The sequence below is a fragment of the Candidatus Nanopelagicales bacterium genome, from assembly GCA_028687755.1.
GTDB lineage: Bacteria > Actinomycetota > Actinomycetes > S36-B12 > S36-B12 > UBA11398.
On sequence record JAQTZL010000001.1, the window covers coordinates 363,620 to 386,576 of the forward strand.

20 protein-coding genes are annotated in these 22,957 nt (G+C 54.1%); 2 read left to right on the plus strand and 18 right to left on the minus strand.

Translation table 11 applies throughout. The features are described 5' to 3' along the window. Positions 1-126 precede the first annotated feature (126 nt). The 13 genes from PHN51_01915 to mraZ all read right to left on the minus strand — a co-directional run bounded on the left by PHN51_01915 (position 127) and on the right by mraZ (position 14,096). Positions 127-858, minus strand: coding sequence for an FtsQ-type POTRA domain-containing protein (locus PHN51_01915; protein ID MDD2817537.1), 732 nt, complete (start codon positions 856-858; stop codon positions 127-129). Continuing rightward, positions 855-2,240, minus strand: a complete 1,386-nt coding sequence (murC, locus tag PHN51_01920) for a UDP-N-acetylmuramate--L-alanine ligase (protein MDD2817538.1) — start codon at positions 2,238-2,240, stop codon at positions 855-857. The genes PHN51_01915 and murC overlap by 4 nt, the downstream gene beginning before the upstream one ends. Further along, a complete protein-coding gene (gene murG, locus PHN51_01925; protein ID MDD2817539.1) occupies positions 2,233-3,336 on the minus strand; it encodes an undecaprenyldiphospho-muramoylpentapeptide beta-N-acetylglucosaminyltransferase in 1,104 nt (367 codons plus the stop codon). The genes murC and murG overlap by 8 nt, the downstream gene beginning before the upstream one ends. Further along, the gene (ftsW, locus tag PHN51_01930) at positions 3,333-4,532 is read right to left on the minus strand and encodes a putative lipid II flippase FtsW (protein ID MDD2817540.1); all 1,200 of its coding nucleotides are present in this window, start codon (positions 4,530-4,532) and stop codon (positions 3,333-3,335) included. The genes murG and ftsW overlap by 4 nt, the downstream gene beginning before the upstream one ends. Continuing rightward, positions 4,529-5,959 carry a UDP-N-acetylmuramoyl-L-alanine--D-glutamate ligase gene (gene murD, locus PHN51_01935; protein ID MDD2817541.1) on the minus strand — a complete coding sequence of 477 codons (1,431 nt, stop codon included), beginning with the start codon at positions 5,957-5,959 and terminating at the stop codon, positions 4,529-4,531. Before murD ends, ftsW begins: the two co-directional genes overlap by 4 nt. Next, positions 5,956-7,026: a phospho-N-acetylmuramoyl-pentapeptide-transferase gene (mraY, locus tag PHN51_01940; GenBank protein MDD2817542.1), complete on the minus strand. Its 1,071-nt coding sequence runs from the start codon at positions 7,024-7,026 to the stop codon at positions 5,956-5,958. Before mraY ends, murD begins: the two co-directional genes overlap by 4 nt. Beyond that, positions 7,023-8,402 carry a UDP-N-acetylmuramoyl-tripeptide--D-alanyl-D-alanine ligase gene (locus PHN51_01945; GenBank protein MDD2817543.1) on the minus strand — a complete coding sequence of 460 codons (1,380 nt, stop codon included), beginning with the start codon at positions 8,400-8,402 and terminating at the stop codon, positions 7,023-7,025. The genes mraY and PHN51_01945 overlap by 4 nt, the downstream gene beginning before the upstream one ends. Continuing rightward, complete coding sequence (locus tag PHN51_01950) at positions 8,399-9,928, minus strand: UDP-N-acetylmuramoyl-L-alanyl-D-glutamate--2,6-diaminopimelate ligase (protein MDD2817544.1); 1,530 nt, start codon at positions 9,926-9,928, stop codon at positions 8,399-8,401. Before PHN51_01950 ends, PHN51_01945 begins: the two co-directional genes overlap by 4 nt. Before the next feature lie 4 nt (positions 9,929-9,932). Beyond that, entirely contained in the window at positions 9,933-11,726 is a 1,794-nt protein-coding gene (locus PHN51_01955; protein ID MDD2817545.1) for a penicillin-binding protein 2, read from the minus strand. A 5-nt stretch (positions 11,727-11,731) separates the two neighbouring features. Then, positions 11,732-12,424 (minus strand): hypothetical protein, encoded by a 693-nt coding sequence (locus tag PHN51_01960; GenBank protein ID MDD2817546.1) that lies wholly within the window; start codon positions 12,422-12,424, stop codon positions 11,732-11,734. Then, a complete protein-coding gene (rsmH, locus tag PHN51_01965) occupies positions 12,421-13,362 on the minus strand; it encodes a 16S rRNA (cytosine(1402)-N(4))-methyltransferase RsmH (protein MDD2817547.1) in 942 nt (313 codons plus the stop codon). Before rsmH ends, PHN51_01960 begins: the two co-directional genes overlap by 4 nt. Continuing rightward, entirely contained in the window at positions 13,359-13,511 is a 153-nt protein-coding gene (locus tag PHN51_01970) for a hypothetical protein (GenBank protein ID MDD2817548.1), read from the minus strand. The genes rsmH and PHN51_01970 overlap by 4 nt, the downstream gene beginning before the upstream one ends. A gap of 153 nt (positions 13,512-13,664) precedes the next feature. Further along, positions 13,665-14,096: a division/cell wall cluster transcriptional repressor MraZ gene (gene mraZ, locus PHN51_01975; protein ID MDD2817549.1), complete on the minus strand. Its 432-nt coding sequence runs from the start codon at positions 14,094-14,096 to the stop codon at positions 13,665-13,667. Positions 14,097-14,296: 200 nt separating this feature from the next. Here mraZ and PHN51_01980 point away from each other — a divergent pair, with 200 nt between their 5' ends. After that, positions 14,297-15,529 carry a lipase family protein gene (locus PHN51_01980; protein MDD2817550.1) on the plus strand — a complete coding sequence of 411 codons (1,233 nt, stop codon included), beginning with the start codon at positions 14,297-14,299 and terminating at the stop codon, positions 15,527-15,529. 3 nt (positions 15,530-15,532) lie between these two features. On the opposite strand, the gene PHN51_01985 is transcribed toward PHN51_01980, so the two are convergent. The 4 genes from PHN51_01985 to PHN51_02000 all read right to left on the minus strand — a co-directional run bounded on the left by PHN51_01985 (position 15,533) and on the right by PHN51_02000 (position 21,187). Next, positions 15,533-15,907 carry a DUF3040 domain-containing protein gene (locus PHN51_01985; GenBank protein MDD2817551.1) on the minus strand — a complete coding sequence of 125 codons (375 nt, stop codon included), beginning with the start codon at positions 15,905-15,907 and terminating at the stop codon, positions 15,533-15,535. Between the two features lie 84 nt (positions 15,908-15,991). After that, positions 15,992-17,221, minus strand: a complete 1,230-nt coding sequence (locus PHN51_01990; protein ID MDD2817552.1) for a DNA polymerase IV — start codon at positions 17,219-17,221, stop codon at positions 15,992-15,994. Positions 17,222-17,245: 24 nt separating this feature from the next. Then, positions 17,246-20,740, minus strand: coding sequence for a DNA polymerase III subunit alpha (gene dnaE, locus PHN51_01995; protein MDD2817553.1), 3,495 nt, complete (start codon positions 20,738-20,740; stop codon positions 17,246-17,248). A gap of 6 nt (positions 20,741-20,746) precedes the next feature. Continuing rightward, complete coding sequence (locus PHN51_02000) at positions 20,747-21,187, minus strand: SAV_6107 family HEPN domain-containing protein (GenBank protein ID MDD2817554.1); 441 nt, start codon at positions 21,185-21,187, stop codon at positions 20,747-20,749. A 269-nt stretch (positions 21,188-21,456) separates the two neighbouring features. Here PHN51_02000 and PHN51_02005 point away from each other — a divergent pair, with 269 nt between their 5' ends. Beyond that, positions 21,457-22,269 (plus strand): SDR family NAD(P)-dependent oxidoreductase, encoded by an 813-nt coding sequence (locus PHN51_02005; GenBank protein ID MDD2817555.1) that lies wholly within the window; start codon positions 21,457-21,459, stop codon positions 22,267-22,269. 5 nt (positions 22,270-22,274) lie between these two features. Here the strand turns inward: PHN51_02005 and PHN51_02010 are convergent, their stop codons facing one another. Further along, a complete protein-coding gene (locus PHN51_02010) occupies positions 22,275-22,931 on the minus strand; it encodes a TIGR00645 family protein (GenBank protein MDD2817556.1) in 657 nt (218 codons plus the stop codon). Between the last annotated feature and the right edge of the window lie 26 nt (positions 22,932-22,957).

Consider the following 22,957-nt stretch of genomic DNA (forward strand, 5'->3'; position numbering starts at 1 on the left):
ACTCCGGAACCCTCAACCTCAACTAGAGGATGAAATATGAGCTCGGTTTCAAGCGGCGGGAAGGTAGTAGGTCTTACCCCGGTTGCGCAAGTGCGGTCAGCCATTTTGGAAGCGACCTACGTCACATTAACGCTTGACCTTCTCTTTAAACGTGGTCGGAAGCTCGGGAGCAGAGACGTCATAAATTTTCGCTTTGCGCTTGAGGAGGGCTCGGGTGACCTGGGATTTGAGCTCGGCTTGCTCAACACTTCCCCACTTCACGATAGCGCCGCTGTGCAAGGTCAGTTCGACGTTGTCGCGGGTAGTGGCTGACAATTTGGCAACCTTTGGTCGCAGATCATCGGGCAATGAATTCAGTACGCCCATCGCCGAGACCAAACCAATCCCGTCGCCGGTAACCGTGGGCAACTTCGCAGACAATTTGGTAGTCGGTGCGAATTCCACCCCCTTGGCATCAACACCAAGTCCGCTTCCGGTGACCGCTATGGCTGTGCGCGGCACAACTGCGATCACGACATCATGGGGCCAACCTCGACGCACATCCACACTTGCTAACCAAGGGATAGATACAAGCTGATCAGCAATGCCTTGGGTATCGAGTTGTGCAAGTGGAACGCCCAGCGGCACCTGAGCGGCTTGCGCAATTTGCTCTGCCGGCGCACCTTCCACTCCAATCACACTGACGCTCTCGGAGGTCAGCAACGATGAGAACCACACGACCCATCCGGCAGCAAGCGCCACAATCACAATGAAGATGGTGATGAGAGTGCGACGCCGTTTCTTTGGGGTGACCACTCTTCTGGCATCAAGATCAACGACGCCGTCATTCGCGGTTGGTGAAACTTCAGGCTCGCTCATGTACGCCTAGCCAAAATCTCCAGCACCTCGGTACCCAATAAGCCAATATCCCCAGCACCCAGCGTCATGATGAGATCACCCGGGTGAGCGCGGGCAGCCAATTGACCTGCAACCGCTGACCATGACGGCTCAAAGTGCACCTGTTCGGCTGGCAAAGGAACGTTGGCTGCCATCGTTTGTCCACTTGCGCCAGGAATAGGGGTTTCACCTGGCGCATAGACCTCGAGCACAATCACCTCATCTGCCAAACCCAGGGCTTGCCCGAACTCCGTTAAGAACATAGCCGTGCGGTAGTAATGATGGGCTTGAAACGCCACAACCAAACGACCTTCGCCTACTACATCGCGAGCAGCGCGAAGCGTGGCAGCAATTTCAGTGGGGTGATGGGCATAATCATCAAAAACGCGCACTCCATCGGCTTCACCTTTGAAGTCAAAACGTCTGCGCGTACCCGTGAATTCAGCGAGTCCTGCGATGAGCTCATCCGGGGAAAAGCCTAGGCCCATGCCCGTTACTAATGCAGCCAAGGCATTTAAGGCATTGTGTTCACCGGGCACCTGCAAGCGCACTGGCCCAATGCTTTCTCCGGCGTGCTCAACAAAGTATTCCCAGCCTCGACCAACCAAGGTCGGATCCACTAAACGGTAATCCGCGTCTTGCGACGTGCCATATGAACGCACATCCACGCCCATTGCTCGTGCATCAGTTGCCAATTTTCGACCACCCGCATCATCAATACAGACAGTCAGGAAGCCTGAGCGGGCTTGAATATTCTTAGCGAACTCTAAGAAGCCCTGCTCGATTGCTTCCAGACTCCCCCAGTGATTTAAGTGATCTGCTTCAACATTGGTGACGATTGCTGCCACTGCATCCAAGTGCAAAAAGGCCCCGTCACTTTCGTCTGCTTCAACGACGAAGATTTCACCACTGCCTAAGTGCGCATTCGCGCCTGTTTCATTGAGCTCACTACCAATAGCAAAGGATGGATCAGCGCCACAGCTCTGCAGAGCCACAGTAAGCATCGAGGTGGTCGTGGTTTTGCCATGCGTACCGGCAACTGCCACGCCCCGGCTGCCCGCCATCACTGCCACAAGTGCTTCAGCTCGGTTCATTTCAGTAATACCAAGTTCAGCTGCCGCCGCACGCTCAGGATTCGATTCTGGAATTGCTGTTGAAAACACCAAGGTGTCAACACCCTTGAGCCACTCACTCGAGTGTCCAATGTTCACATTCACGCCTAATGCGCGAAGTGATTCAAGGCGACGAGAATCCTTGGCGTCACTGCCTGACACCTGTGCCCCTTGAGCGACCAAGATACGCGCGATGCCCGACATGCCTGCCCCACCGATTCCAACGATGAAGACATGCCCTAAATCAGCCACGCGTTACGCCTTTCTTGCTTTGGTACACCGCAGCCACTCGCAGAACTTCTGCTGCCAATGTGGTGGCAGAATCTCGAACACCACACTGGGCCGTTGCTTGGCTCATCATCTGTAATGCATCCCTATCTTTCACGAGTCGGGACACTGTGCTTGTGAGCCACTCCGCGTCCAACTCGGCGTTCTCAATCACAAGCCCCCCGCCCGCATTCACAACGGGCAATGCATTGAAACGTTGCTCGCCATTACCTATGGGAAGCGGTACAAAAATCGACGGTAAACCAACCGCGGCAACTTCTGCCACGGTCATCGCACCTGCACGAGTAAGACCCAGGTCCGCTGCGGCATACGCCAGATCCATGCGCTCCAGATATGGAACTGCAACGTAACCTGGAGCTAATGCCGGGGCCTGATTCTTTGTTCCATAAGCATGCAACACCTGGATGTCTTGAGCCAACAGGCTCGACAAACTCTCAGCGAGTACTGCGTTGATGTGCTGTGCTCCTTGGGAGCCGCCAAAGACCAACAACACAGGTGTATTGGGATTCAAACCAAAATAATCGCGAGCTGATGCGCGCATCGCAGCACGATCAAGATGAGCGATCGCACTTCGCAGTGGTAGCGCCAACGTGGTGCCGGGCAGGCTTCCGGTAACGCTCACCAACACTGAGTCAGCAAATCGAGCAGCGACTTTATTCGCAAGACCTGCCGATGCATTGGCTTCATGGAGCACCAATCCACACTCACGCTTCTTGGTGGCAAGGTAAGCCGGCAGCGCCGCGTAGCCGCCAAATCCTACGACGACATCAGCATCAACTTCGTCAAGAATCTCACCACTGACCCGCTTGGCCTTACCCACTTTGGGGCCAACCGTCAAGAGATCCACAGAGAGTTTGCGTGGCATAGCAACTGCAGGAACGGTGCGCAATACGTATCCACGTGCAGGGACTAACGTGCTCTCAAGTCCGTGTTCTCCACCAATAACAGTGACTTCGATACCTGGCTCGAGTTGGGTCAGGGCATCGGCCAGATTAAGTGCAGGCTCGATGTGGCCTGCAGTTCCCCCGGCTGCGAGCACAACATGCGTGGGCCTTCTCATCGGCGCGCCAATGAGCGCGCAGTTTGACGGCGCCGCAATGACTGACGTGCGCCTGGCTCATTTCGAGCAAAGCACAACAACATGCCGATCGCGCCCAAGGTTGGTACGAGCGACGAGCCACCATAGGAAACGAAGGGAAGCGGCACACCTGTGATCGGTAGCAAACCAAGCACTGCTCCGATATTGGTGATGGCTTGGAACACAATCCACACACCTACACCAGCTGTTGCAATGCGTACGAAATTGTCTTGAGACGTGCGTGAAAGCCGGAAAATCGCAAATGCGAGTACTGCAAAAAGAATGAGAACAGAAAACGTTCCAATTAAACCTAATTCTTCACCGATCACGGAAAAGATGAAGTCAGTGTGCGCTTCAGGAAGTGCCCCCCATTTTTCACGACTCGCACCAAGCCCTACGCCGAAAATTCCTCCTGTTCCAAGGGCATACTGCCCTTGGGTGAGCTGCCAACCAGTACCAAGCGGATCAGCATTTGGATCAAGCCAGGAAGTAAAACGCGCCATTCGATAAGGCGCCGCGATTGAAAGTATGAGTGTGCCCACTGCGAGCACACCAGCGAACCCAAGAAAGAAGCGACCAGGAATTCCGGCGACAAACAACATTCCGCACAGAATTGCTGCAAGCAGCAATGTGTTACCGAAATCGCCTTCAAGTAGCACTAACACCATGAAAACGACGGCCACCGGAAGAATGGGGTACAACAATTCTTTCCAAGGTCGCTTGTATTCAAGCTTCTTGGCAATCTGATCGGCACCCCAAACAACCAACGCAATTTTTGCGAATTCAGAAGGCTGCAAGCGGAATGGGCCGACGATATCTATCCAGTTCTTTTGACCGGCTACCGAAACACCAATCACTAACACCGCGATGAGTAACACCACAGCAATAATGAATAACCACTTGGCGATACCGCGCCAAAATTGAATGGAAGTTCGCGCGGCGAAATACATCCCGACTAAGCCAATGCCACCAAAAAGTGCCTGACGACCAAAGAGTGTGTAGGACGATTCGAAGGTTTTGAAGCTCTCGATACTCGAGGCGGAGAGCACCATGACCAGACCCAAAAGCAAGAGCAATACCGAAGATCCACCGATGAGGTAATAGGTGCTCAGTGGGTGGTTAAGTAAATACTTGAGGCGACTGTCTTTTACCGGATTCCCTGCCTTTGATGTGCTCATTGTAGTTCCTGCGCCAATGCCTGCACCGCTTGTGCAAAAAGATCGCCACGCTGCGAGTAGTCGCGGAACATGTCCCAAGACGCACACCCTGGGGCGAGCAAAACGGTGTCGCCAGCTTGCGCAAAGGCTTGTGCAGCCGCAACAACCTCCACCATTGCCTCAGAATCGGTACGTTCAATCACGGTGACCGGAACCTGTGGAGCATGCTGAGCCATGCCTCGGGCAATGACGTCGCGATCAACGCCGAGAAGCACAACTCCTCGCAACTTCTGACCTGCTTGGAGAATCAATTCATCAAAATCCTGGCCCTTAGCCATGCCCCCGGCAATCCAGACCACAGACCCATAGGCGCGAAGGGATGTCAGTGCCGCATGCGTGTTGGTTGCCTTGGAGTCATCGATGTATGTCACGTCATTTACGGTTGCCACGTACGCAATCCGGTGCCCCGCAGGCTCAAAATCTTGCAACCCCTGCTGGATAGCTGCTGCCGAAACCCCATAAGCACGGGCTAACGCTGCAGCTGCGAGCGCGTTTGCCACGTTATGCGGCGCTAACGGATGCACATCTTGAACGGTTGCCAATTCCTGTGCGGTGTTGCGTCGATCGTCTACGAACGCGCGATCAACGAGAAATTCTTCGACAACACCAAGCATTGAAACATCTGGAACGCCAAGAGTGAATCCAACGGCTCGACACCCCTCGACCACATCTGCTTCTTCGACTAGCCGCATCGTTGTTGGTTCATCAACATTGAAAATTGCAGCTACTTGTGTGCGCTCATAGATTTTCGCTTTCGCTGCTACATATGCCTCGAAGGAGCCGAAATGATCTATGTGGTCATCAGCAATGTTGAGACACACTGATGCAAGTGGACTCATTGACTCCACGAATGGCAATTGTGGAGCACCTACCTCAACAGCAATGACATCAAGTTCATCGTGCATCACAACGCCGATGAGTGAGTTGCCGATATTCCCGGCAGCAACAGTGCGTAAGCCGGCAGCTTTCAACATCGATTCCAACATCAGCGTTGTTGTGGTCTTACCGTTCGTGCCGGTTACGACAAGCCACGGAGCAGCGCCTTTTGTTGGACGCAACCTCCAAGCAAGCTCCAACTCACCCCATACGGGAATATTGAGTTCTTGTGCTTGGACGATCAGCGGGTCAGATGGTCGAAGGCCCGGAGACACGACGAGAAGGTCTGTTTGTGGCAATACGCCATCGTGGCCAAGGAGTACCTCAACACCAATGACATCAAGGACCTCAGCTTTTTCCCGCTGCTTTTCACCATCACCCGCATCAATAACTGTGACGTGACCGCCCAATTGCGCAAGAGCATCTGCGGCAGCGAATCCAGCGATACCAATTCCTGCGACTGTTACGTGAACACTCGACCAATCAGAATCGCGACAGAAGCTGTGAATCACGAACGCACCCATTCCGCATAAAACAGCACAATGCCCGCGCCGATGCATAGCCCGTGAATAACCCAGAACCGGACCACGATTTGAATTTCCGGCCACCCCAGCATCTCAAAGTGGTGGTGCAAGGGAGCCATGCGAAATACCCGACGCCCGGTGAGTTTGAATGATCCGACTTGAGCGATAACCGACAGTGAAGTGATCAAGAACAAACCAGCGAGCAGCGGCAAGAGCAATTCTGTGCGGCTCAAAATCGCAAGTCCGGCGATACCGCCGCCCAAGGCGAGCGATCCGGTGTCCCCCATGAAGATGCGAGCAGGTGCAGTGTTCCACCAAAGGAATCCAAAGCTCGCGCCCGCTAGCGCTGCTGCAACGATCGCCAAATCCAACGGACTCACAGTTGAATAACAGGTCGATGCCACTGAATCTGGGAATGCACAGTTTTGGCCGTACTGCCAAACCGTGATGATGACATAAGCCAAGAAGGTCATGATCGACGCTCCAATGGCTAATCCATCAAGACCATCTGTGAGGTTCACACCGTTCGTAGTGGCGGTGATTAAGAACCACACCCACAACAGGAACAAACCCAAAGGCAGCACTATTGCCGTGTCTCGCACGAATGAAATAGCCATTGACGCTGGGGCGCCACCTTCATTCGTGAATTGCAAGGAAAGCCAAGCAAACGTGAGTGCGACGAAGGCCTGCCCGATGAGTTTGGTGCGGGCACGAAGCCCAGTGCTGCGCTGTTTGAAAATCTTCAAGTAGTCATCGGCAACGCCAACCAAACCCAGACCGAGGGTTAAATACAACACGAGCATCGCCGAAGGCGTGACTGGCCGCCAAGTAATGAGGTGTGTCAAGAAATAGCCGACGAAGACGCCCAAAATAATGGCCACGCCACCCATGGATGGCGTTCCGCGCTTGCTCTCGTGATCGGGGTACAACTCGCCTTCGGAGGAAACACGAATAGCCTGGGAATATCCATGTTTTGCCAGGAATTTGATGAGCAGCGGGGTGCCAATGAGCGTGACGATCGTGGCGATCACCATCGAAATAACTACGAGTCTCATGGCTGTTCCTGGTCTGTGAGTGCTGCAGCCACCCGCTCAAGTCCAACCCCGCGCGAAGCCTTAATTAACACGATATCGCCGTCGAGAAGCTCCTCACGTAACACTGCGATCGCGGCGTCGGCATCTTCTACCCACATGGACTCATCCCCCCATGAGCCCTCATTGCTTGCAGCCAGATGCATGACCCGAGTTCCTGGCCCTACACAAATGAGGCGAGACACATCCAGACGCACAGCCAACCGACCGATTGCGTCGTGTTCCATCATTGATTCGTCACCAAGTTCGAGCATCTCCCCCAAGACTGCCCACGTGGTTTGCTCAGTGCCCATGGCAGCCAGAGTTTTGAGAGCCGCACGCATTGATTCAGGATTGGCGTTGTAAGCATCGTTAATAACGATCACACCGTCGGGTGTATCGGTGACTTCCATGCGCCATTTGCTCTGGATCGTGGCTTTACTTAATGCCGCTGCGACTTCATCAAGGGGCAAACCTATTTCCAAAGCTACTGCGGCGACGGCGAGCGCATTTGAAATGAAGTGCTCACCATGAACACGCAGTTTCACTTGTGCATCTTGACTGGCATAGCGCAACGTGAATTTTGGACGGGCCATCGGATCCAGATCAACGTCTAATGCACGAACATCAGCATTTGCGGATTCTCCAAAGAGCACAACTCGTGCCCGAGTGCGCTCAACTTGTTCTCGCACGAATGGATCGTCGCCATTCACGATTGCTAAACCTGAAGCAGGTAAGCCTGCAATAAGTTCACCCTTTGCTTGAGCGACGGCTGTTTGGGAACCGAGCATGCCCATGTGCGCCGACCCAATGTTGAGTAGCACCCCAATCGAAGGGCTCGCTAATTCACATAAATATTCAATATGCCCAAGCCCGCGCATACCCATTTCCAAAATCAGGAAACGGGTGGATTCACTGGCCCGAAGAATCGTAAGAGGAACCCCTACTTCAGTGTTGAACGAGCCAATTGGGGCAACTGTTTCGCCAAATTCACTCAGCACTGATGCCAGGAGATCTTTGGTCGATGTTTTTCCACTGGAACCCGTGATCGCGATGACCGTGCAAGAAAGTTGATCGCGAACATGTTTACCTAATTTGCCTAATGCTTCTACCGTGTTCGACACCACGATGCATGGCACATCAAGTTCGCGCTCTGAAAGCACCGCAACAGCGCCAATATTGATGACTTCGTTGGCAAAGTCATGACCGTCAACGCGTTCGCCTTTGATCGCGACGAAGAGTGAACCTGCCGTCACTTCACGGGAATCAACAACCACTGAAGTGATGACTTCATTGCCTTGGGTCTCAAGGAGAGAACCCCCCAAAATCTCGCAGACCTGAGCAACGGTCAATGTGATCATGCGACTTCTCCGTTTCTGACATCGAGTGCATGATTGAGGATCTCGCGATCGTCAAAAGGAGTCACAATGCCGTTGATTTCCTGACCCAGTTCATGACCCTTACCAAGAACGAGCACGACGTCACCAGCTTGAGCCTGCTGTACCGCTAGATGAATTGCTTGAGCGCGATCTCCAATTTCAAGTAGACCGCTGCCGCTCATCGAAGACACGGTTCGCGCTCCTTCCAGGACTGATGCCCGAATGAGTGCGGGGTCTTCAGAACGAGGATTGTCGTCGGTCACGATTACCTGATCGGCAAGGCGCGCCGCGCTTTGTCCCATGAGTGGGCGCTTAGCCGCATCTCTATCGCCTCCGGCCCCGATCACCACAATCAATTGACCGGCAGTTGCCTCACGTACTGCGTCAATGACTCGCGCTACGGCATCTGGGGTATGTGCGTAGTCAACGATTCCGCGAATCTGTGCGGCACCACCACTTGCGGGAACTTGTTGGAGTCTTCCTTCCACTTGCACCACAGAGAGCGCCTCAGCGATCGCTCTTGGCGCAACATCGACCGAATGCAACATGACAAAAGCGAGCAATGCATTTGCGCGGTTGAATTCACCTGGGAGCAACAGCTCAATTAAGGCGGTAACTCCGTGAGGACCTGCGATTTCCATGCGGCCGTTGGCATCGCTGCGTGCCGTCCAGTCAGCTGACTTTCCGGTTACCGAAATGGTTGTTACAGGAATGGATGCAAGCGATGCGAGACGTTGCCCCCACTCATCATCAATGCAAATCACGGCCTTGGATGCATAAAGAGGCGTAAAGAGAGCTGCCTTTGCGAGGAAGTACTCCTCCATCGTGTGGTGGTAATCGAGGTGATCCTGAGACAGATTTGTGAAACCCACCACCGAAAAATGTAGGCCGCTTATGCGATGCTCAATAACTGCGTGACTAGACACTTCCATGACGACATCGCTCACTGATCGCTCGCCCATCTGAGCGAACACACCGTGCAAAGTCGTCGCTTCAGGCGTGGTGCGCTTACTGACTATTTGCGTTGAGCCAATTCGAATGCCTGTAGTCCCGATAAACCCAGTGGGTCGCCCATCGGCTACTAGCCCAGCCTCGATCATCGACGCGGTCGTTGTTTTGCCATTCGTACCTGTCACGCCCATGACATTGATGCGCTCCGCAGCGCATCCATACACGGCATTTGCGATGGCACCAAGATGCCTGCGCGAATGGGATAGCACCACAACAGGTAGTGCGGTTGATTGTTCTGATATCCGCTCCCACCCGATGGGATCTGTGAGTATCGCAGCCGCGCCACGTGCTATAGCTTCATCAAGGAACTGCACACCGTGAGCTTGGTGACCCTCAATCGCAACGAAGAGATCACCTGGTTCAATCACGCGCGAATCCAGTTCAATACCGCTGATGGGCACAACGGCGTCGCCATGAATTTCCAAGGTAGGCAAATTCAATTCGAGAAGTGAGGCGACAGTTATGGGTACGTGCTGATTCTTTCCTTGGTCAGCCATTGAACTAGCCCACTGTCAGCAAAAGTTTTGGAGCCGTTTTACCCGTTGGTGGAATGCTGCGCGCCTGCAGTGCGTACGTCATCACGCGCTTGAATACTGGGGCACCCAATTCACCACCATAGCGACCATTGCGCTTTGGATTCACAAGGCTCACCGCTACAACCAGTTGAGGATTGTCCGCTGGCGCCATACCAATAAAGGAAGCCACAACACCGCCGTTATAGCAACCACACGCTGGGTCAACATATTGCGCTGTGCCTGTTTTGCCACCCACGCGATAACCAGGGATAGCGGCTTGAGGTGCGGTGCCGCCCTTCCCTACGACAGTTTCAAGCATGGCGCGCACTGTTTTTGCAGTTGATGGCTTTACTACTTGGACTGTCTTTGGCGCAGGAGCTGGCGTCACAGTTCCGTCAGGTGCGATCGTTGATTGGACCAACGTTGGTTGAACGCGAACACCATCATTGGCGATCGTGGCGAAAACGCTGGCTGCCTGAACCGAGTTAACACTGAGTCCTTGACCAAATGCCACTGTCGGAAATGTGGTTGGTGACCAATCTCGTAGATCAGGCAGTAAGCCTCGGCTTTCGCCTGGAAACCTTAGGCCAGTTGGCTCTGCAATGCCGAAAGCTTTGATGTAGTCGTACAACTTTGAGCGCCCAATGCGCTCTGCAGCAAGAATCGTGCCCATGTTGCTCGACTTCGCCATGATGCCAGCCAGAGTTAGATACAAAGTGCCATGTGGATCGGAGTCACGGAAGACCTTCCCGCCACGCTTCAAACCGCTGGGAATCGTGAACGCACTTCCCGCATTCGCAGCACCCTGATCAACAACAGCAGCAAGAGTCATCACCTTGCTGGTCGAACCTGGTTCATAAATTTCTGACAGCGCACGGTTGCCACGCACAGCATCATCAAACGAAGCCGCAGCATTTGAATCAAAGGTCGGTGCTGTTGCCATGGCCAAGATGTAACCGCTTCGCGGATCCATCACAATCACGGTTCCGCTGTCAGATCCTGTTGCTTCAACTTGTCGAGTGATTTGGCGTTGCGCGACTAATTGAATGTCGCGATCAATTGTGAGTTGCACATCGGAACCTTGCACCGCGTCGGTACTACTACCTGTATCGCTGGTCGTGATGATGCGATTTCCGGCTCCGCGTTCGTAGGTTTGGGTTCCTGCCTTACCAGCCAACAGGCCTTGCATGGCGTATTCAATACCGCCGAGGCCCTTGCCATCGGCGCCTACAAACCCAACGACGTTGGCGGCTAACTCACCCCCCGGATACAAACGTCGCTGCGTTTGCTCACTGAAAATTCCCGGCAGGCGCAAGGCTTCGATCTCACGCCAGGTTGCAGGCGATGATCCTTTCGCGATGTACATGTACCGACGCGTACCGGTAAGCCGATTAGACAGCACTCCTGCATCGACACCAAGAATTGGCGCTAGAGCCGCACCCACTGCAGCAGGGTCGGTGATCAAAGTCTGATCTGCTGTGATGTCGCGCGCTTCAACAGTTGTGGCGAGCGGCTCACCTTTTGTGTCCAAAATATTTCCGCGAATCGCCGGAATGGCCTTCGTTTTTATTCGCTGTTCCAACGCAGCAGCTGCCAGGTCTGGGCCTTTGATGACTTGCAAATCCACCAGACGGACCGCGAACAGCGAAAAAGCCACCGCAGTGATGATGAGAAGCACGGACCCGCGCCTACCTCGACCACCTTTTCCCACTTGATGACGGTAGTTGCTTGAGCCCCCAGAATTGCGCTGCTGACGTGGTGGCGCGGTCATCTGCTTCATGAGATTTACCGCACCGGAACAGCTACGAGACCTGCATCACCGGAGCCGACGTTGCCGACCTGGACGGGAACTTCTTGCCACAGGGAGTCTTCACTCTTCTTGGTTGCCTTGGCCTTGGCATCCGCGGCAGCTGGGTCATAGTTTGGTCCTGGAACGGCGGGGGCACCCAAACCACCGTTATCAACAGCTTCTGCTGCAGTTACATTTGCCGACATGTTCACTGCCACGCCATCACCAACAGCGGCGCGTGGCTTGCCAAGCACCTTGCCATCAGGAACGCTCAAGAAGACCGGATTCTTGCTGGGAACCATTCCCATTAAATGAGCCTTGTTTGCCAATGATGCAGGCGCTGCGGCCGAGGCAACTTGCTCACTCAAGACAGCTTCTTGCTCCGTTAGCGTGCTCAGTTGACTCTTGAGCTCACTCATTGCAAATGAACCTTGAGCAAGTTGCGTGTTAATCAACAACATCGCGCCAAGACCGACAACGAGCAGTGCACCCATCACCATTGCGAATGTGCCACGACTTGCCTTGACTGGGCGAAGAGGTGAAACAAGTTTGAGATGCGGACGATCTTCATGGCGAGCTGCGGCACCGCGGGTTGCGTATTCAGTGACTTCGGCAGCAAGTGCTGTTGCACCCGCTACTGCACCATGAAATGCGCGACCAGCAACTTCACGTGGCGTATGGCGACTCATGCTGCCACCCGCTCAATCGCGCGAACGCGAACTGAAGCTGATCGTGGATTCTCGTTCAGTTCTTGCTCAGTTGGAGTTTCCGCTCCACGAGTAAGTAAACGAAGTTTTGGTTGGTGATCGACTGGAATCACAGGCATGCCATGTGGAACCTTCGCAGTGGTGTGATCCGCGAAGACCTGCTTCACGAAACGATCTTCCAGTGATTGGTATGACATCACGACAAGGCGACCATTGACCGCTAATGCCTCAATCGCCGCTGGAATCGCAGCGCGAAGTGCTTCGAGTTCGCCATTGACTTCAATACGAAGTGCTTGGAAGGTGCGTTTTGCTGGATTTCCACCGGTACGACGGGTTGCTGCAGGAATTGCCTCGCGTACAAGATCAACGAGACGAGCCGAATTCGTAAACGGTGCATCGGAGCGAGCTTCAACAATGCGGCGAGCAATCCGCATCGCAAACTTTTCATCACCATATTCACGAAGGATGTCGGCGAGCTGGCCTGCACTGTAGGTGTTGACCACATCAGCAGCAGTCATCCCCCGCGACTGATCCATGCGCATATCTAGCGGTGCATCTTGTGAGTAGGAGAAACCACGATCGCGCTCATCAAGTTGCATTGATGAAACACCCAAGTCAAAAAGCAAACCTTGAATTTCTGAAAGACCAAGACCAGCAAGCACTTCTGGCAGTTCGTCGTAAATTGCATGAACGAAAGTCACGCGATCACCAAATGGAGCAAGGCGTTGGCGTGACTTCTCAAGCGCATCGGTGTCGCGATCAAGACCAACGAGGCGAAGTTCTGGAAATTCAGTGAGCGCAAACTCTGCGTGACCACCAAGACCAAGGGTCGCGTCAACCAAAATCGCATCTGGTGCGCTGATTGCTGGCGAAAGAAGGGTGAACACGCGCTCGCGCATCACTGGGACATGGACGCTCATGCACCTAGCCCGTTCACGATTGCAGAAATGGCGGTCAGGGTTAGAGCCGTCAAGCTGCTGGCAATGACGAGCAACCCGAATGCGCGAGCACCATGGCGAACAGCGTTGCTCTGTGCAACGTTGTTGATGGTGTTCGACGGGGTTGTCATGTCTTGCCTTTCGCGGTTTTCTGGTTCGTGGTGATCGTGCGGTGGTGCGGTATTCACGGGATCAGGTCCCCGCCCGCCCCTTGGTTACTTGCCTGGCTCCGGGGAAGTGGAGTCAGGGATGCAAGAACTGCGGGAGGAGGCCTGGTCACGTGATTACAAAATTCCCGGGACGACCTCCTCGCTGATGTCTGAGTAGGCGTCTTCCTGGTTTGCTAGGTAGCTCTCCCAAGCGGAGGCATCCCAAATTTCTACGGTGGTGCCGTTACCCACCACGATCACGTCGCGATCAAGACCGGCGTATTCGCGCAATGGCACTGGCAGCGTTACTCGACCCTGCTTATCTGGAACTTCATCAAAGGCACCGGAGAACAGCACGCGCAAATACGCGCGAACCTTGGCATCTGAGCGTGAGGCTTCGTTGAGGCGATCAGCGTGAGCGGCGAATTCAGCAGCGGGCCACACCACGATTGAGCGGTCCTGACCTTTGGCCATCACGAGCCCAGCAGCAAATCCCTCACGGAATTTGGCGGGAAGCACGATGCGGCCCTTGTCATCAAGGCGCGGAGCATGGGTACCAAGAAACATTGCCCCACCTCCCCTGATTGAGATGAATCACTTTCGACCCATCAGCCCCACTGGACTCACCTTTAACTCCAGCAGGCGCCACTGTACTCCACTTTCCTCCACCGTCAACCATCTAGTGCCCCAATTTTGGGAAATTGACCCACTTTTTTTACGAGGGAAGTCCTCTAGAGTGCAAATACCGATTCAAGGGAGCCTCAACGTTGAAAAAAGTCCTGCTCGTGCTTGGTGCGATTGCGCTCAGCGCAGCTCTGCTAGCCGTTGCCTTGGTTGCTTCCAATGACCAGTCCGCCAATCAGCGGCAGGAGGCTTTTGCCCCGTTTTATGCCACTCCGGCCGTGATCCCGCCAACGCCTGGCACCTTGATTCGTACAGAACCCTTAGGCGTCAGCGTTCCTGGTGCCACCAGTTACCGGGTGCTGTACTCCTCACAACGACCTGACGGGTCGATGGCCGTTATTAGCGGCATGGTCTTTGTTCCCACCGCTCCCGCTCCCACTGGAGGTCGACCAGTAGTGGCTTGGGCGCACGGAACTGTGGGCCAAGGCGATGCCTGCGCACCTTCGCGTTCAGAAAATCCCCTTGGTGACACCGCAAACTGGCTTGATCAAATGATGCAACTGGGATGGGTCGTAACCGCCACTGACTACACCGGACTTGGCACCCAAGGACCCAACCTGTATTTGGTTGCGCAAGCTGAAGTCAGTGACGTGGTGAACGCAGTACGCGCAGCTCGACAAATTCCGAACATCAATGCGAGTAATCGATATGTGGTCTGGGGCCATTCCCAAGGCGGTCACAGTTCTCTGTGGTCTGGACATCTTGCACCAACCCTTGCTCCAGAACTCAAACTGCTGGGTGTTGCCGCCGCTGCCCCTGCAGCGAATTTGAATTTGATCATGGGTGCGCAATGGGATGGTGTCATCGGTTGGGGCATCGGACCAGAGGTCGCACTTTCTTGGCCTGTCATCAAGCCCACACTGCCTATCAATGGCGTGGTCACGCAACAAGGTATTGATAACGAAGATTCAATTGCGCAGCAATGCACATCAAGCAAGTCGTTACTCCTCAACCTCGCGGTGCGCAAGGTTTTTGGACAAAACTTCTTCACTGAAAACCCAAGTAATAACGCCCAATGGAAGTCACTTGGGTTGCAACAAACACCAAGCCCACTACCTGCATCAATGCCTGTGTTTATTGGGCAAAGTACCGCTGATCAAGTTGTGCTTGCTTGGCCAAATGCGGTACTACAAAATCAATGGTGCAAGGCCGGTTCAACCATCAGCACGCTGTGGGTTGGTGAGGTCAGCCATCAATTAACCGCGGAAACTATTGGCCCAGACGTAGTGCGTTGGATTAACGATCGATTCGCAGGCCGACCTGCATTGCGTACATGTGATCTCGCGCCACCGGTGAGTGCACCAGCAGGCAGCTAACAGCTACTCACCTTGACGGCGACGCCAGCGATCTTCAACACGATCCATAAACGAAGTTTTGGACGCCGTGGCTTTTGGTGCGGTTGGTGTAGCTGCATCTGTAACGGCTGCCGGGGCCTTGAATGCCTGGTAAGTCACGAACGCGCCAATCAACATCACTGCGAAACCGCCGATACCCGCAGGGGTTGATTGCATCGCCATACCTGTAAGCAGCACAGCGATACCGACAAACACCACGAGAACACCTAGTGCAGCTTTTCCTCGTGAGCCGCGAGCCATAGAGGTTGACCGCAGGCTGGTAGCGAACTTTGGGTCCTCGGCATAGAGCGCCCGCTCCATCTGCTCGAGTAGTCGTTGCTCATGTTCTGACAGTGCCATGTGTACGACCCCCTTCTTATCGCTGGTTACCTCAAGTTTAAGCACAAGCCGGGCAAAGTGAAACCTCAACTGCCCATAGACCGACTATTCCTCATCTGATGCCACTAAACGGGCCGACTTCACCGCGTGATTGCCAAACTTTGCCCGAAGCTGGTCAATGGCCACTTCCGCATCGCGCCGCCCATGATCGGGCTCCCCCAACAGCATCTGCTGGGCCGCGCCCTGGGCTTGCCTCAACCCGTCCACCTTGACCCCCACTAGGCGCACGCGCGCCCGCTGAAGCCCCAAAGCATCAAAGAGCTGCTTGGCGGTTTCGTAGATCTCTTGGGTGATGTCAGTTGCCTGATGCAAGGTTTTTGACCGGGTAATTGTGCTGAAGTCAGCAAAACGCACCTTGATATGCACACTTCGCGCTACCCGATCAGACTTTCGCAACCGACTACCCACTTGATCACTGAGTTGCATGAAGTGGGCATGCAGGGTTGGTACGTCATCAAGGTCATCGGCAAAGGTCTCCTCGGCGCTCATACTCTTATCGGCAACATGTGGCGTCACTGATCGCTGATCGCGACCCCAAGACAAGTCATGCAAATGCGCACCAGCGGCTGCACCTAACGCACGTTGCAAGGTAGCTACCGGTGTATGAGCAATATCGGCAACAGTGGTCAAACCCAAGCGCGTGAGCTGCTCTTCGGTTTTCTCTCCCACTCCCCACAGTGCACTGACCGGCAATGGGTGCAAGAAGGCCAACACTTCGTCAGCAGGAACCACCATTAAGCCGTCAGGCTTAGCGCGCGTGGACGCCAACTTGGCAATGAACTTGGTGGATGCAACACCAACGGAACACGTGATGCCTTGCTCATCGTGTACGCGCGCGCGGATCATTTCGCCAATCTCACGTGGCGTACCTAACCTGCGCAAACTTCCACTGACATCAAGGAAGGCTTCATCAACACTGAGCTGTTCAACTGCGGGTGTAACTGAAGCAAAGAGCGCCATCACTGAACGACTCACTTCTGCATACTTATGCATCGATGGCGCAATGATGATCGCCGAGGGCGCTAGGCGCCGTGCACGACTCATCGGCATTGCTGAATGCACGCCCATTGCGCGCGCTTCATATGTTGCTGAGAGCACGACTCCACGCGAACCACTCGCCCCGACGATCACTGGCTTGCCATGGAGTTCGGGGCGAGTTCGTAATTCAACAAGGGCAAAGAATGCGTCCATGTCGACATGCAAAATGGCACAACCGGCGTCGCTTTCTCCCACTCCGGATCCACCGGAGGAACGACGTACCTGATTACGACTCACGCTGACCATTGTTGCGCCTTCTCCTTACCAACCACTACTACCTGGACTGCTGTGCCACAACTTGGTGCTTGGTGTTGCTGGCGCTACATCTGCATATGGGGACACCCGGAAACCACTGGCATGCACGAGCACTCGAGCACCGCCATCAACGGGAGCTTCTGGCCTGTCAGCGTGCAGCGCTTCACGCATTGCTTGGGTGCCGATATCGCGCCATTGCTCATGGATTGCACCCAATTCCCATGCACCTGTTGCACGAATGGACACTCCTCGCGCACCAGTGCGACGCACATGACCACGCACCAGCAATAACCAGGAAGAAAAAACGGTGCTTGCGTACGGCACTTGGGAATCTTCAAAAAAGGTGGCATCAAGTGGGCCAGTTGCATCATCAAGGGTTAAGAAGATGACGCGCTTACCAGTACGAATCGGTGGAGTTTGGGTCGCAACTTTCACGCCTGCGATGTAAATCTCTTGCTCGGAGCGACACTTCAATAAATCCTGTGCGCGCGTAATCCCCAATTGGTTGAGCATTGGATTGAAGAACTCAATGACATGTTTGCTGACATCAAGGCCAAGCAGATCAAGTTCAGCGCGCACGGTTTCGGTGATCGTCATTTCCGGTAAACCAGAAGCGGGAGTTGCCGCCGGATCATCGCCAAGATCAAGGAGCAACTGCCCCGGCCCGTTACTACGCGGGCGACGCTCGAGATCAGCAAGTTGCAATAAGAGATCACGCCTAGTGAGTTGCCCTCGTTCGCGCACTGGTCGATTGCGATCAATGCCATATAACTGATCACACGCACCAGTGAGCACGAGATGTTCTGCTGTTGGTCGCGAAATACCTGCTCGATTCCAAAGATCACTTAAGGATTGATATGGCTGACCAGCAACAAGCCGCTCAACCTCGTCTTCACTGATCCCCTTCACCTCAACAAATGGAACCCGCACACCAGAACCTGTTGCCGTGGTTTCTACGACATATTGCGCTCGCGATGCATTCAGATCAATGCCCAAAATCTCAACCCCGAATTGCCGTGCATCATCAAGAATTAAGCGCTTGGGATACATGCCCGGATCATGGGTAAGGATGCCGGCATAAAAGGCAGCCGGGTGATGGGTTTTCAACCACGCTGACTGATAGGTCGGCAAGGCAAACGCAGCCGCATGCGCTTTACAAAACCCAAAGGATGCAAACGAGCGCAAGACATCCCAAACTTGCTCAACAACCGCCAATGAATATCCCCGACGCAAAGCCGTGGGATAAAACCAGACGCGCACCTCATCAATGCCAACTTGGGTGTTCATTGACCGACGGGTTTCGTCTGCTTCAGCGAGCGAGCAGCCGGTCATCGTGGCAACAATGCGCATCACTTGCTCATGGAAAACCACCACGCCTTGGGTTTCTTCCAGCACTGGGCGTAAATCTTCATGCACGAACTGCGGTGAACTCCACCCTTGGCGAGCACGCAAGAACGGATTGATCATGTCGGACTTCACCGGGCCTGGCCGAAACAGTGAAATATCAATGATTAAGTCGTTGAAACACTCAGGGCCAAATTTTCCAATGAGTTCACGTTGCCCCGGCGACTCAATTTGAAAACACCCCAACGTGCGCGTCGAGGCAATGAGTTCATAGGTTGCTGGATCATCCAGTGGTACGCGTTCGAGTGCTACGACTTCACCATCAACACGAGCAACCTCAGCAACCGCATGAGCGATTGAAGATTGCATGCGCACTCCCAGCACATCGAGCTTAAGTAAGCCCATGTGTTCAACATCGTCTTTATCGAACTGACTCATGGGATAACCCGCGTTACTTGGTTGCACTGGCGTGCGATCAAGTAGCGACACGTCAGAGAGCAAGACTCCGCATGGATGCATCGCTACATGCCGAGGTAATCCATCAAGGGCTTCTACACGAGCAAGGAAAGCATCAAGCTTTCCATCGGCTGCCATCACACCAAAGCGACTGCGCTTGAGTTCAGGTAGATCTTCAAGGGCCGAGCGAACATTGCGCGCACGAATATGCGGAAAGGCTTTGGCGAAAGCATCGATCTCATCGGCGGGTAACCCAAAGGCTGCTCCCGTATCGCGAATTGCATGACGAACCCGATAGGTCTCCATCATGGACACACACGCCACGCGCTTGTCACCAAAGCGTTCAAAGATCCAGTCATAAATCTCTAATCGGCGCGCTGATTCAACATCAATATCAATATCAGGAAGTTCTTTACGCAACGTGGAAAGGAAACGCTCCATTACTAGGCCATGGGCTAGCGGATCAACCCCGCTAATACCAAGGAGGTAGTTGATTAAACTTCCCGCGCCAGAACCACGCGCGGCTACGCGCACGTTTTTACTCACAACAAGATCAACAACTTCAGCAACAGTGAGAAAGAATCCAGCGAAACCAAGGGCGCCAATCGTGCGCAACTCTTCTTCAAGACGAACTGCTGCAGTGCGTTGATCAGATGCAGATGAGTAGCGCTGTGGGATTGCTGCGCGACATCGCTGCACAAGCATCGCATGGGCCTGTTCAACTTCATCACTGGAATCCAAAGTTCGCGCACCCGTGAGCACATCCAATTCAGGAACAAAGGCTGAACCAATGCCAAGATCTGCTTGCGGATCAAGAACGCAGCTTTCAATGAGTGTCCAGGTATCGCGATGCAAGGAAGCTCGACCACAACCGGCAGCCTGCGCAATCTCTTCAACTCGTTGATCAAGCTCACCTGGTGCATCCAAGGTTGCTTCGCCGTTATTGCGTGCCATGCGCGTTGAACTCATGGGAATGAGTTGCCGAGCCGCATCTAAGACATCAGCGGTTGCCGCATCAGCAGCTTCCACATACCGAGCGCCATGCGTAAACACGGTGCGCACTTGCTGCTCATCAGCCCAACGCCACATCTTCGCTGCATGGCTAGTGGACCATGCAGCAGTGCGAGCAGTGCGGTGACTCCCGATTGCAACCGCAAGACTTGGGCCATAGATCGATCGCCAATGATCAAGTACGGCACGCGCAGCCCGTAATTGACCAGCAAGTACGGCCGTTCCAAGCTCAGAGTCAGGGCCAAGGAGGGCAACAAGATGATCGCGATGCGCCAAGAGATCTGACGCTTCCACGATCGGCAAGCCATAACGATCGGCATTGGCATGCGCGGCCGAGATCAATCGAGAAAGCGAAGCCCAACCTGCACGGCCTCGCGCTAAAAACACCACACGTGCATCACCTTGCGCCACCCATGCACCACCCCGCGCCGGCGTACGCCGGGCATGGGTATTGACCACAGGTGCATGCACGGGAACAACAGCAAGATCAACACCAACAACGGGAGCAAGACCTGCTTGTTGCGCTGCTTGCACCCACTGCACTGCGCCATACACGCCATCGCGATCAGTTAACGCAATCACGCGATGACCATCTGCTGCTGCACGTTCAATAATGCGCTGCGGTGTTGCGGTGCCGTATTGCAGCGAGTAACTCGAGGCCACCCGAAGATGTGGCCAGGACAATTCCATGAAGCGCTAGTACCCAGATGGCAATGGCTGCTGCGTGACGCAAAGAGCCGCAGTGACTCGTTCGACAAACATTTCTGCATCGCGAACAAGATCATCGGCTTCACGCGCACTGACACATGACACACCCGCTTGAGCAAGTGAACGCTTGCGCGCACCAGCAGCAAAGAAGTCCGACCATTCGGTGAACTCCCCCGCAACTTCTGGAAGCACCTGCCACACACTGCGCACGCGACCGCGTGATTTACGTTGCACACGACCTCGAGCTGCCAGCACCGCAGCAGCAGCGCGCAGTGCGGCAAGGTGTGCCGCTGCATATCGATCAGTAGCAGAACTAGCGATCACCGCTTCAGTAAGACTGCGGCGAGCGGCTGCGATCAATTCATAGGTTGCTGAAGGTAAGTCATACAGCGCAGTTACCGATGTTGGGGTTGCAATCAGGGTTGCCATGGGGACTCCTTATGGGTGTGGTTCGACTCAAGACATTCGACCCATCGACCCGGCCCCTTATCTCGCCGAACTCGGGGTCGAATCGAGCCCGGCGAGATAAGAACGCTCCCTGAGAGCCTTGGCCGCGAATCCGAAGACCTCAAGGATTCGAACATACGTTCGAACAAGGAGCACGTTAGCCCGAGGGGCTGACAACCGTCAATCCCACGCGTGCTGCCCGCCTCGGCTCCCCCTCGGCTAGGGTCCGGCTACCCCACCAAGGAGCACTCATGAGCAAGGTTTGGTTCATCACTGGCGCATCCCGCGGCTTTGGTCGCTCCTGGGCAATCGCTGCCCTTGAACGCGGCGACCGCGTTGCCGGAACTGCTCGCGATATCTCAATGCTCACCGATCTCGTTACTACCTACGGCGATGCCTTCTTGCCCCTGCAACTTGATGTCACCGATCGCGCAGGTGATTTCGCCGCAGTGCAACAAGCACACGAATACTTCGAACAACTCGATGTTGTTGTGAACAACGCTGGTTACGGTCATTTCGGATTCACCGAGGAACTCTCCGAAGCTGATATTCGCAATCAAATGGAAACCAACTTCTTTGGTGCCCTTTGGGTCAGCCAAGCAGCAATTCCGATCATGCGTAATCAAGGTTCTGGTCACATCATTCAAATTTCTAGTGTTGGTGGCGTCTGCGCGTTTCCAATGCTTGGCGCCTACAACGCATCCAAATGGGCTCTTGAAGCAATGAGCGAAGCACTCTCACAAGAGGTTTCCGGTTTCGGCATCAAGGTCACGATCATTGAGCCAGCCGGATTTGCCACTGAATGGGGCAACACTTCATCAGTGCACTCAACTGCACTCCCACAGTATGAAGATAAGCGTGCAGCCCGCGCTGCAGCTGCACGACAAACCCCACCAGCAGAAGCAACCAATGCGGCGATCTTTGCCGTCGTTGATGCCGAACATCCACCACTGCGCTTACTTCTCTCCAGCTTTGCCATCACACTTGCCAACACTGCCTATGACAAGCGCCTTGCTGAGTGGGATCAATGGAGTGACGTTACGAAAGCGTGCGACAGCGTGTAACTGCCTTACTCCCCTTGAGGGTCTAAGGATTCAGCGTAACCGGGATGAAATCCATGCTCTTTTTCCAAGATACGTAATTCCAAGGCTGCTTTCTCTGCAGCAATATCGATAGTTGCTCGCTTATCTGCGATGTAATCCATCACAGCGAAGAGCACGCCTGACACCACGAAGGTCAAGTGAATCGCGATCATCCAGAAAATCTGATCTGTGTCAGTCATTTCCGGTTCAAGGAAGACTGCAAGCAACTGGATCACTGAAATAGCAACCAAAGAACCGATGAGCTTGATCTTCAACCCAGAGAAGTCAACTTTGCCCATCCAACTTGGGCGATCCTCATTTTTCTTTGCGACCGCAATCTTGGAGACAAAGTTCTCGTATCCACTGAAAATCACGATGATGATGAGGTTGGCCAACAACACGATGTCGAGCAACTCCAACAAACTGATCGTGGTGTCTTTCAGACTGGCATCTGCCGTGATTGAAAGTAGATGCCAAAACTCTTGAGCAAACTTCACAACGAGTACCACAAGGCCAAGAAGCAATCCGATATAAAACGGCATTAAGAGCCAACGGCCATTGAAAAGTAGGACCTCGACACCGTGCTCAAATGACTTGAACTTACCTACAAGCCCACCGCCGTGAGCTGGGTTCTTCTTCGTCATTGAGCACTCCCTAACAATCGTTTGAC